Here is a 10,451-nt window from a genome sequence, read left to right on the forward strand (position 1 = left end):
CCCTCACCGCCGCCGAACAACTCCAGGTCATGGCCCAGATCGACGGCCGCTCCCCGGCCAAGGCCCGCACCCGCGCGATGGAACTGCTCGACGCGGTGGGCCTGACACCGCAGGCGGAACGTCGCCCGCACCAGCTCTCCGGCGGTCAGCGCCAACGCGTCAACATCGCCCGCGCCCTGATGAACGACCCCACCGTCCTCCTGGTCGACGAACCCACCAGCGCCCTCGACCACGAACGCGGCGCCGCCGTCATCGACCTCATCACCCGTCTCACCCGCCGGCAGGCCACCGCCACCGTCCTGGTCACCCACGACGGCACCCACCTCACCGCCGTCGACCAGGTCGCCGAAGTCCACGACGGACACCTGCGCCTGGCCGCTCCGGCCCGCTGAAGCCACGACTCGGGGGCGAGTTCACGCGCACCGTGGCCGAGGCGTTGATCAACGAGTCGACCACGACCGCGCGGGCTGCCGCCGAGAACGACGAGGAGCGCACGCACAGGCTTGTACCGCTTGGCGGCCGGAACAGCCGGTGAACAACCTCATCGTGGTTTCGGTGTGACCACGACGGGCTACCGTGGCGCCTGTGGTGCCGACCGTCCTGTCGCCCAGGCCCAGGCAGCGATGCCGACCCGGTTGGCGACTCCCAGCTTGCGTTGCACGTTCGCGAGGTGGTTCTTCACGGTTCCGGGGCTGATGAACAGCTTCGTGGCGATTTCGGCGTTGGTGTGGCCCTCGGCGACCAGGCGCACGACCTCGAGTTCCCGTTCGCTCAGAGGGTCGCGTTCCGGCGGCGGAGTGACGGCGGGGATCATCCGCTTGAGCAGCCGGACGGTGATCTGCGGGCTGATGAGGGTGTCTCCGGCCACCGCTGCGCGGACCGCCTCGATCAGCAGCGTCGGCCCCGAGCGCTTGAGCAGGTAGCCGCAGGCCCCGTCGCGGAGGGCGGTGTGGACGTACTCGTCGAGGTCGAAGGTGGTGACCACGATGACGCGCAGGGGATCCGGGACGCCGGGGCCGGCCAGCCGCCGGGTGAGCTCCAGCCCGTCCAGGCCGGGCATGCGGATGTCGGCGAGCACCACGTCCGGTCTGAGGTGCCGGGCCTGGGCGAGGGCGCTCTCGCCGTTCGCGGCCTCGGCCACCACGGTGAAGTCGGGCTGGGCGTCGAGCACCATCCGGAAGGCGGCGCGGATGCCTTCCTGGTCGTCGGCGATCAGGATGCGGATCATCGGCCGTCCAAGGGGATGCGTGCGGACAAGATCCAGCCACGGGGTTGCCGCGGACCGGCGGCGAGCGTGCCGCGCAGGGATTCGACGCGTTCGGTGAGACCGGGCAGGCCGAGGCCCGCGTGCGTCCGGTCACCCGGCCGGGCGTCGGCGTCACCGTCGTCGGTGACGGTGACGTGCAGGACGCGGTCGTCCACCGCGACCGCGACGTCCACAGAGGACGCCGAGGGTGCGTGACGGCGCACGTTGGTGAGGGCCTCCACGACGATGCGGTAGGCCACGGCGGCGGCCTCGCGCGGGACCTCGGCCTGCGTCGCGTCGAGCCGGACGGGCACGCCGCCCTGGGAGAAGCGCGAGACCAGCTCGGGCAGGTCGGCGAGCACGCCGACGGGTGCGCGGACCGCTCCGCCGGAGTCGCGGAGCATGTGGACGGTGCGGTCCATCGACCCCAGGGCTCGCAACCCCGCGGTCTCGATGCGCCCGAGGATCGCGGCGATCCGGGGGTCGTCGCCGACCAGGACCACCCGGGCCGCCTGGGCCTGGGCGACGATTTCGCTCACGTCGTGAGCGACGAAGTCGTGCAGGTCGGAGGCCAGGTCGAGGCGCTGCGCGTGGCGGGCCTCGGCGACGGCCCGGTCCCTCAGCTCGCCCATGTGCCGCGGGTACCAGGCGACCAGGCCGGCGACGACGCCCGGGACCAGCCAGATGATGCTCCCGGCGACCGCCTCCACGACCGCACCGGGCGGCAGGTACCGCTGCACGGTCAGGGCCAGTGCGAGCGCGGCGGCCCCGCCACAGGTCAGCGCGGCGCGGGGCGGCGACCAGCGGAACACCAGGTACACGTGGACGGCCAGCGCGGCCGCTTCGAGCAGGACCCACAGGCCCTGGCTGTCGTTCACCCCGCCCGGCCGCACGACGAGGTGGATGGTGGTGACGGTGGCGGAGAGGACGGCGGCCGCTCCAGCCGCCCACGGCAGAGCGGCCCGTGCACCGGGCCAGAGGGCGAGCAGGACGGCCAGTCCGAGGCAGAGCGCGACCGGCGTGACGACGTCGATGAACGGTGCCGGAACCAGCAGCGTCCCCGCGCCGAGGGCCAGCACGCCGCAGGTGGCGACCGCGCGACGGAGATGCATGATCGCAAGCCTAGGCGGCGGCCCGGGAAGCCCGAGATGTGCCGATCGGCCTGTCGACGCCGCCGAGGTGACCGAGGATGCGCCGGTCGGCACATGTGCCTCGACGCTCGTGCTCACCAGGCTGTGGACATGCGGAAGAACATCGAACACCTCACCGCGGGCTTCTCGTTCCTGTACGGCCTCGCAGGTGTGTTCTGGGCCCTGACCGGCAGGGCCTACCCCTTCGGCGTCGGCGATCCCGTGATGGTCGACGCGGGACCCGACGCCATCCACGCGAACGTGCTGGGGCTGTCGACGCCGGAGGCGGCCGGGCCGGTCATCGCGGTCCTGGGCTTGCTCGGCGGGATCGTCGCCCTGCTCATGGCACGCGGCGTCGGCCTGGGCAGGTGGCGGTACGCGCTGCTGGTGCCGGCCTGGACCTACGCCGTTGGCCTGATGTTCGTCATCCAGGACTACCGCCCGCTCACCATCGTCGCCTACACGCCGATCCTGGCGGTCAGCAAGACCTTCTTCGACTTCCCGCCGAACGCCGGGTGGGCGGAGCTGGTCCAGTGGCCGGGCGCGAACCTGACGCTGCTGTTGCTGGCCGGGGTCGGGTGGGCGCTGACCGCGCTGCGGTACGGCCGCCGCGGCGGCGAGCCGGACCTCGTCCGCTTCGGCAAACCCGCCGTGGTCGTCGCCGTCGTCGTCCCGCTCATCTACTGCGCGACCAGGTGGGCGTGGGCGCTCGGCTGGAGCCTGGGCCTGGACGAGCAGATGTACCGCGAGGGCGCGGAGAGCGGCCTGTGGCTGGCCGGGGCGGCCCTGGCCAGCCTCGGGGCGGCCGGTGCCCTGCTGACCGTCGGTCTCGTGCGGCCCTGGGGCGAACGCTTCCCGCGCTGGATGATCGGCCTGGCCGGCAAGCGCGTGCCCGTGAACCTCGCGGTGGTCCCGGCGACCGTCGTGGCGATCCTCGTGACGTCGGCAGGCGTGATGTACATCCGCCTCGCCTTCGGGACCGGCGTCGAGGGCAAGTGGGTGACCAACATGCCCGAAACCCTGTGGCCGCTCTGGGGTCTGGGACTGTTCGTGGCCGCACTGGCCTACCGCCAACGGCGGCTCGCCGCGGAGAAGACCGCGGCGTAGCCGATGAACTCCAACGGTGATCTCGCTCGGCACAGGACGTCCGGGCGACAACGGTCCTCGGCCGAGACGCGCCGGCCGTTCCTGTTCCCCCGGCGAGTCGGTGACCGCACCGCTCACAGGTCACGGCGACGGAAACCGGCCATTCCCGAGGTCACCAGGCCGGCCACGACGACGGCGAACCAGAGCAGCGGGACGACGGCGAACTCCGCGCCGGGCAGCGCCGGGGTCTGTGCGAACGGGGAGATCCGCATGAGGTTCTCGTCGGCACCGCCGTAGGCCACGGCGAACTCGAAAAGGAAGCACACGCCGAGTACGGCGTAGGCGACGGGCGCGGCGAAGCGAGGTGCGACGCCGTACAGCGCCGCGGCGATGGCGGCGATCACCAGGATCGCGGGTGCCCGGACCACGGCGGCGGCGAGCAGCGGCGGCAGTTCGGCGGTCACGTCGCCGGTGGCCAGGCCGTAGACCAGGCCCATGCCGAGCCCGAGCCCCGCCATCACGACGACCGTGCCCCCCGCGGCGACGAGCAGATGTCCGCCCATCCAGCGCATCCGGCCGACCGGTCCACTGAGGACGGTCTCGGCGCGGGCGGACAGCTCCTCGGCGCGCAGCAGGAGGGTCGCCTGGACCGCGTAGATCGTCACCATCTGGCTCAGCAGGTAGAGGATCAACGCGAAGAAGCTGTCGACCGGACGACCTCCGCCGCCCATCTGCGCCATCAGGTCGCGCAGTGCCTGGCTGTCGTCGACCTGGTCGGTGATCGTGTCGGCGGTGGTGCCCAGGACGGCGCCGAACGCGGTGACGGCGACCGTCCAGGCGATCAGCACGCCGCGGTGCAAACGCCAGGCGAGGGCCAACGGTGACCGCAGCCAGGGGGCCGCGGTGGCCGGACCGCTCCGGGCGGGCAGGATCCCGGCGCCGAGGTCGCGGCGCGCCGAGATGGCGCAGGCCGCCGCCACGAGCAACACCACCAGCCCGGCGACGAGCGGCAACGGCCACCACCGGTCGCCGGCGAACGGCCGGGTCTCCTGGGTCCAGCCGAACGGGGACGACCACCGCAGCCACGAGATCTCGTTCGCGTCGCCGATCGCCCGGATCGCGTACCAGACGCCCACGCCTCCGGCGGCGAGACCGGTGGCGGCTCTGGAACTCGCGGTGAGTTGTGCCGTCAGCGCGGCGAGCGCGGCGGCGACGCACCCGGCGGCGGCGAACGACAGGGCGAGCACCAGTGACCCGTCCATCGGAAGGCCTTGGACGGTGAACCCCACCACCATCAGAAGGGCCGCACCGAGGTTCGCGGCGATCGCGACTATCAGGGCCGCGGCCAGCTCGGCGTGCCTGCCGATCGCGGTCGAACCGAGCAGTTCGCTCCGGCCGCTCTCCTCCTCCGCCCTGGTGTGCCGGATGACCAGCAGCAGACTCGCCAGCGACAGCAGCAGCGCGACCTGCCCGCGGATCCGCCAGGCGCCGATGCCCGCCGCGGAGGGGTCGAAGATCGGGCCGATCATCATCAGCTGAGCGGGGTTGTCGTTGGTGGTGCGGAAGAACTCGAGGCGTGCCGCCTCGGCCGGGTAGGCGCCCTGCACCGCCGCCAGCACCCCGATCGCCAACAACGCGGTGAGGCCGAACCAGGCCGGGATGCGCACCCGGTCCCGGCGAACGATCAACCGGACGAGCCCGCCTGTTCCGGTCAGCGTGGTCATCGGGCCGCCACCTCCTGCTCGGCGCGCAGGTCGTCCCCGTAGTGGCGCAGGAACATCTCCTCCAGCGTGGGCGGCCGGCTGACCAGGTTCCGGAGGCCCGCCGAGGCCAGCCGCCGCATCAGCTCCGCCAGCCCGGCGCCGTCGACCTGGCAGCGCACCCGGAGACCGTCCACCTCGAGGGCGTGCACCCCGGGTACGTCCCCGAGGCTCGGCACCGCCCCGGTCAGCTCGGCCGTGACGGTGGTGCGGGTGAGCCGGCGCATCTCGGCGAGCGTGCCGGATTCCACCGTGCGGCCGCGCCGGATGATGCTGACCCGGTCGCACAGGGCTTCGACCTCGGACAGGACGTGGCTGGACAGCAGCACCGTCCGCCCGCGGCGACGCTCATCGGCGACGCATTCCTGGAACACCGCCTCCATCAACGGATCCAGCCCCGACGTGGGCTCGTCCAGCACCAGCAACTCCACATCGGACGCCAACGCGGCGACCAGGGCTACCTTCTGCCGGTTTCCCTTCGAGTAGGTGCCGCACCTCCTGTGCGGGTCCAGTTCGAACCGGTCCAGCAGGTCGGCTCTGCGTCGCTGGTCGATCCCGCCACGCATCCGGCCGAGCAGGTCGATCACCTCGCCACCGGTCAGGTTCGGCCACAGCGTCACATCCCCTGGCACGTGGGCGAGCCGGCGGTGCAACTCCGCGGCGTCGGCCCGGGGATCGCCGCCGAGCAGCCGGATCTGACCGCTGTCCGCCCGCAACTGTCCCAGCAGGACCCGGATGGTCGTGGACTTCCCCGCACCGTTCGGGCCGAGGAAACCGTGCACCTCGCCGGTCCGGACGGTCAGGTCGAGGCCGTCGAGCGCCCTGGTCCGGCCGAACGTCTTGACCAGCCCGGACACCGAGATCGTGTTTGCCATGACGCGTACCCTACACATAGTTCACGAAATTCATGAACTTCATGAACCGAGTGCTGCGGCGGATCGGCGTGGTTGATCGCTAGGCTGTCCGCGCGGAGCGGAGGGAGAACCCGGGAGTGAACGACGGAACCAGCCAGGACACCGAGGAACGGCGCTTCCTCGAACGGTTCGCCGTGGTCCTGTCCGACTCCGGTTACCCGCGCATGGCCGCCCGCGTGTTCTCCGCGCTCCTGATGTCCCCGACCGGCAAGCGCACCGCGGCCGAGCTCGTCGAACTGCTCGGCGTCGGCCCGTCAGCCATCTCCGGCGGCATCAACTACCTGCTGCGCACCGGCATGGCGATCCGCGAACGAGACCCCGGACAGCGCCGCGACCACTACGGCGTCCACCAGCTTGCTTGGTTCGAGGCCCTGACCTCGAGCGACAGCGTGTACCGGCGGTTCGAAGACGTCGCCAAGGAAGGCACGAAGATCTTCGGCCCGGACACCGAAGTGGGCGCCCGCCTGGCGCAGACCGAGCGCTTCTTCGCCTTCCTGCGCCAGGAGATCCCGCAGCTCATGCGCAAATGGAGAGAGATGGACTCGTCCGGTCAATAGACCGCGGCTGTGCAGGTGCGAGCGCGGAGATGGAGTGCCGACCCTGCGCCTTCCTCGGCCAGCACTTGCGCTTCTCAGCTTGAACCTCTGGCGCTGTGCACCGTTCCAGCTCCCGGACTGCTGTGGCGACGCCGTTCTCGGAGCGGATCTGTTCGCCGAGTTCGCCGGCACGGTGCCGCAGTGCCGCGTCATCGACAGCGTGTGAGATCGCGTCGGCCAATGCGGAGACGGTCAGGGCCCGGTGGGGGATTGGGCGCGGTGCAACACCCACGGCGTGCATTCGCTGAGCCCAATGCGGCTGATCGGCGACGAACGGACACACGACCTGGGGTACGCCTGCGGCGAGTGCGGCGGGGGTCGTTCCTCCTCCGCCGTGGTGCACCACGGCGGACATCTTGGGGAACAACCAGTCATGCGGTGCCTGGTCGATCACGTGCAGATCAGCGGACGTGTGCGCGGCGAGCCCGCCCCAGCCGGTCGCGATGACCGCGCGCACGCCGGCCGCGCGGGCGGCCTGGGCGACGACCTCGCCGGTGCGCTCGGCATCGCGTCCCGCCATGCTGCCGAAGCCGATGTAGGCGGGAGGCGGCCCAGCGTCGATCGCTGTCGCCATCTCCGCGGCCCGGCGCCGGCAGCGCCCCGCCGCGGCGGCGTTCACGGTGCTGACTCTGATCCTGCTGTACGCGCTGGTCGAGAACGTGATCGAGAAGCCGGACGGCCTGACGATCTCGCTGTTCTTCATCGTGGGCATCATCGCGATCTCCCTGGTCTCCCGGGTCAGCCGCACCACCGAGCTGCGGGTGGAGCACATCGAGCTCGACGAGGCCGCTCGCCGGTTGGTCACCGACTCGCTCGCCCACGACGGCGCCCTCACCCTCATCGCTAACCGGCGGCAGGCGGGCGACGCCGCCGAGTACGCCGAGAAGGAAGCCGAGCAACGCGACGCGAACCCCGTCCCGGGAACGGCGGACGTGCTCTTCCTCGAGATCGACGTGGTCGACCCGTCCGGGTTCAGCGACGTGCTGCACGTGCGCGGTGTGCAGGTGGAGGGGCACCGGGTGCTGCGAGCCGAGAGCCCCGCGGCGCCCAACGCCATCGCCGCGATCCTGCTGGCGCTGCGCGACTGCACCGGCGTGCGGCCCCACTGCCACTTCGCCTGGAGCGAGGGCAACCCGTTGGGCCACCTCTTCCGCTACCTGCTGCTGGGCCGCGGCGACACCGCACCCGTCGTGCGGGAGATCATCCGGGCGAGCGAACCGGACCCGCAGCGGCGGCCCGGCATCCACGTCGGCGGGTGACGAATGGGAAACGCGGTGAATCCATCGGCAATCGCCGGACAGCGCATGGCAACGCAGCTCACGCGCTCGACGCAGGCGTCCGCTTCTGCTGCAACGATGAGATCGACCCTGCCCAGCACTGACGGGAAGAGCTTGCCGCATGTGGCCGTTCCACAAGAACCAGCGCACCGAGCAAACCCCTGGCGTGAGCATCGACGAGGTCATCACGACCAAGCCGAACCAGGTGCCCGCCAGGCTGTGCGGCGACGTCCACGCGCGTGTCTGGCTGGCCGGCGACCTGACCGACATCGGCCACACCGCCGACGATCTGGGCGTCACGATCCATCGCCGGTTCGCTTCGCCCAGCGCGATGTTCCACGCCGCCCTCGGCACGGTCGACGACCGCCAGCGTCTCCACCGCCACGGTGAAGGCCCGAGCCCGCTGTACCTGCTGATGTCCGAGGCCGCCTTCCCCCTTTATCGCACCGAGAAGCGGTTCCGCCGCGTTCTGGACCACCGCAAGCCGTGCTACTTCAGCGTGCTCGTCGTGTGCAGCTGGCTATGCCCTTTGCGTGAGTCCTGATCACTGGCGAGGGTCGTTGTCCCCCGCGAGGACTACGGGGAAGTGTCCACGCCAAGGGGATTCGTGACGTCCCGGTCCTCCATAGGTTTCTTGGCGACGGCGTTGGTGCGTCGCGGTAGCCGAAACCTGAAGGGCAAGGGCGTTGAAGACGATGCAACGGTCAGCGGGAAGCGGTGTCTCCCGGAGGTTCGCCAGGCTGGTGTGCGCGGTGGCGCTCACAGTCACCGCGGTGGCGGCCTGTGACGCCGACTCGGCAGGGGACGCCGCAAGTGAAGACACACCGACGAATGTCGCCGAGGCGGCCGCCACGCCGCCGATCGCCTGGGGCGCCTGCCCGGCGCTGGCCCAGGGCGTCAGTCGCGACCCCCGGCTCGTCTGCGCAACGGTGGGGGTCCCGCTCGACTACCGCAACCCCGCCGGCGAGAAGATCGAGGTAGCCGTCTCGAAGCTGCCGGCGGCGCAGTCCCGCGACCGCCGCGGTGTGCTGCTGCTGAACCCGGGCGGCCCGGCGTTGTCCGGTGTGGACACGCCGGGTGTCGTGGCGCCGACTCTGCCGGCGTCGGTGCTGGCGGCCTACGACCTGATCGGCTTCGACCCGCGCGGAGTCGGGCACAGCACCCCGCAGAGCTGCGGCCTCGACGACCCGTCTCTGGCCGGTTTGTTCCCGTACCCGGCCGCGGACGGCTCGATCACCGCGAACGTCGACCGCGCACGCACCAGCGCCGGACGGTGCGCGAAGAACGCCGGCGAGAAGCTGCGGTACTTCACCACCGCCAACACGGCCCGCGACCTGGACCGCATCCGCACGGCGCTCGGTGAGGAGAGGATCTCCTACTGGGGTCAGTCCTACGGCACGTACCTCGGCACGGTCTACGCGTCACTGTTCCCGGAGCGCGCCGAGCGGGTGGTCCTCGAGGGCAACGTCGACCCGACGAAGGTCTGGGCCAAGGCGAAGGACAACTGGGGCAAGGCCATGTCGGAACGCTTCCCCGACGCGGCAAGGGTTGCCGCGGCGCAGCACGCCACGCTCGGACTGGGCGGCACCGTCGACGAGGTGACCCGGAAGTACCTCGGACTCGCCGAGCGCCTCGACCGCACCCCCGCGCCCGTACCCGGAACCTCACACGCCCTGACGGGTTCGATGCTGCGCACCGTCACCTACAGCCTCCTGCTGGACGACAAAACCCTTCCGGTGCTCGCGCAGTTCTGGAAGGCGGCAGTCGGACTGGCCGACGGCAAGCTCACCGAGGCGGACGGTCAGGTGCTGCGGCAAGTCTTCTCCGTGCCGCCGCCGACCCCCGGTGTGCCGGCCGACAACCAGGCCACCATGTTCCTGGCACTGACCTGTGGCGACGCCCGGTGGTCCAGCGACGTCGACGAGTACGCCCGCCGCACCGCGGAGGACCGCGCGGCCTGGCCGCTCACCGCGGGGATGCCCGCCAACATCTGGGCGTGCGCGTTCTGGCCCGAGCCCGTCGAAGAACCCGTCCGCGTGACCGACAGGGGACCGCGCAACACGCTGATCCTGCAGAACCGCAGGGACAACGCCACGCCGTGGGAGGACGGCCTGGGACTGCACGAGGTCCTGGGCGGGCGAGCGGCGTTCGTCGGCGCGGACAACGGCGGGCACTACGTCTACAACCAGGGCTCCCGGTGCGTGGACGAGGCGACGGTGGAGTTCCTGACCACCGGCCAGTTTCCGGACAAGAAGGTCAACTGCGCCGACATCGCCTCGAAGTGACCGCGGGTTGCTCGCGGTCGGTCGAGAGGCTGGGAGCTGTTGATGATGCGAGCCGGGACAGGCCCTAGTTGTACCTGGCCAACACGTTGGTGACGGTGTGTCGGCTTGATCATGGGTGAGGCCTCCGGGTGCGGTGGTGATTGCGAAGTCAGTCACC

At 71.1% G+C, this 10,451-nt stretch carries 10 protein-coding genes and 1 pseudogene; 6 read left to right on the forward strand and 5 right to left on the reverse strand.

Annotated elements, in window-relative coordinates:
- On the forward strand, window positions 1-392 hold a 392-nt coding region (locus L6E10_RS24830), incomplete at its 5' end, for an ATP-binding cassette domain-containing protein (RefSeq protein ID WP_236221940.1).
- 179 nt (window positions 393-571) lie between these two features.
- Here L6E10_RS24830 and L6E10_RS24835 read toward each other — a convergent pair.
- Window positions 572-1,228, reverse strand: coding sequence for a response regulator transcription factor (locus L6E10_RS24835; RefSeq protein ID WP_236221941.1), 657 nt, complete (start codon window positions 1,226-1,228; stop codon window positions 572-574).
- Window positions 1,225-2,358, reverse strand: a complete 1,134-nt coding sequence (locus L6E10_RS24840) for a sensor histidine kinase (RefSeq protein ID WP_236221942.1) — start codon at window positions 2,356-2,358, stop codon at window positions 1,225-1,227. Before L6E10_RS24840 ends, L6E10_RS24835 begins: the two co-directional genes overlap by 4 nt.
- Before the next feature lie 129 nt (window positions 2,359-2,487).
- On the opposite strand from L6E10_RS24840, the gene L6E10_RS24845 reads away from it, so the two are divergent.
- Window positions 2,488-3,483 (forward strand): hypothetical protein, encoded by a 996-nt coding sequence (locus L6E10_RS24845; RefSeq protein WP_236221943.1) that lies wholly within the window; start codon window positions 2,488-2,490, stop codon window positions 3,481-3,483.
- Between the two features lie 113 nt (window positions 3,484-3,596).
- Here the strand turns inward: L6E10_RS24845 and L6E10_RS24850 are convergent, their stop codons facing one another.
- Window positions 3,597-5,186: an ABC transporter permease gene (locus tag L6E10_RS24850; protein WP_236221944.1), complete on the reverse strand. Its 1,590-nt coding sequence runs from the start codon at window positions 5,184-5,186 to the stop codon at window positions 3,597-3,599.
- Window positions 5,183-6,097: an ABC transporter ATP-binding protein gene (locus tag L6E10_RS24855; RefSeq protein ID WP_236221945.1), complete on the reverse strand. Its 915-nt coding sequence runs from the start codon at window positions 6,095-6,097 to the stop codon at window positions 5,183-5,185. The genes L6E10_RS24850 and L6E10_RS24855 overlap by 4 nt, the downstream gene beginning before the upstream one ends.
- Window positions 6,098-6,213: 116 nt before the next feature.
- Here L6E10_RS24855 and L6E10_RS24860 point away from each other — a divergent pair, with 116 nt between their 5' ends.
- Complete coding sequence (locus tag L6E10_RS24860; protein WP_236221946.1) at window positions 6,214-6,693, forward strand: GbsR/MarR family transcriptional regulator; 480 nt, start codon at window positions 6,214-6,216, stop codon at window positions 6,691-6,693.
- Here the strand turns inward: L6E10_RS24860 and L6E10_RS24865 are convergent.
- Window positions 6,653-7,306, reverse strand: a complete 654-nt coding sequence (locus tag L6E10_RS24865; RefSeq protein WP_275676987.1) for a glycosyltransferase — start codon at window positions 7,304-7,306, stop codon at window positions 6,653-6,655. The genes L6E10_RS24860 and L6E10_RS24865 overlap by 41 nt on opposite strands.
- Between L6E10_RS24865 and L6E10_RS24870 the strand changes: the two are divergent.
- From L6E10_RS24870 to L6E10_RS24880, 3 genes and pseudogenes are all read left to right on the forward strand, one after another.
- Window positions 7,287-7,991, forward strand: a pseudogene (locus L6E10_RS24870) (amino acid transporter); the annotation flags it as partial. The gene L6E10_RS24865 and the pseudogene L6E10_RS24870 sit on opposite strands and share 20 nt — an antisense overlap.
- A 184-nt stretch (window positions 7,992-8,175) precedes the next feature.
- Complete coding sequence (locus L6E10_RS24875) at window positions 8,176-8,553, forward strand: hypothetical protein (RefSeq protein WP_236221949.1); 378 nt, start codon at window positions 8,176-8,178, stop codon at window positions 8,551-8,553.
- 208 nt (window positions 8,554-8,761) lie between these two features.
- A complete protein-coding gene (locus L6E10_RS24880; RefSeq protein WP_236221950.1) occupies window positions 8,762-10,294 on the forward strand; it encodes an alpha/beta hydrolase in 1,533 nt (510 codons plus the stop codon).
- The last annotated feature ends 157 nt before the right edge of the window (window positions 10,295-10,451 follow it).

The organism is Lentzea sp. CC55, from assembly GCF_021056325.1.
Lineage (GTDB): Bacteria > Actinomycetota > Actinomycetes > Mycobacteriales > Pseudonocardiaceae > Lentzea > Lentzea jiangxiensis.

Coding starts and splice junctions, on each gene's coding strand:
- L6E10_RS24840 (WP_236221942.1), bottom strand. CDS start 2,358: ATGCATCTCCGTCGCGCGGTCGCCACCTGCGGCGTGCTGGCCCTCGGC.
- L6E10_RS24845 (WP_236221943.1), top strand. CDS start 2,488: ATGCGGAAGAACATCGAACACCTCACCGCGGGCTTCTCGTTCCTGTAC.
- L6E10_RS24865 (WP_275676987.1), bottom strand. CDS start 7,306: ATGGCGACAGCGATCGACGCTGGGCCGCCTCCCGCCTACATCGGCTTC.
- L6E10_RS24855 (WP_236221945.1), bottom strand. CDS start 6,097: ATGGCAAACACGATCTCGGTGTCCGGGCTGGTCAAGACGTTCGGCCGG.
- L6E10_RS24850 (WP_236221944.1), bottom strand. CDS start 5,186: ATGACCACGCTGACCGGAACAGGCGGGCTCGTCCGGTTGATCGTTCGC.
- L6E10_RS24835 (WP_236221941.1), bottom strand. CDS start 1,228: ATGATCCGCATCCTGATCGCCGACGACCAGGAAGGCATCCGCGCCGCC.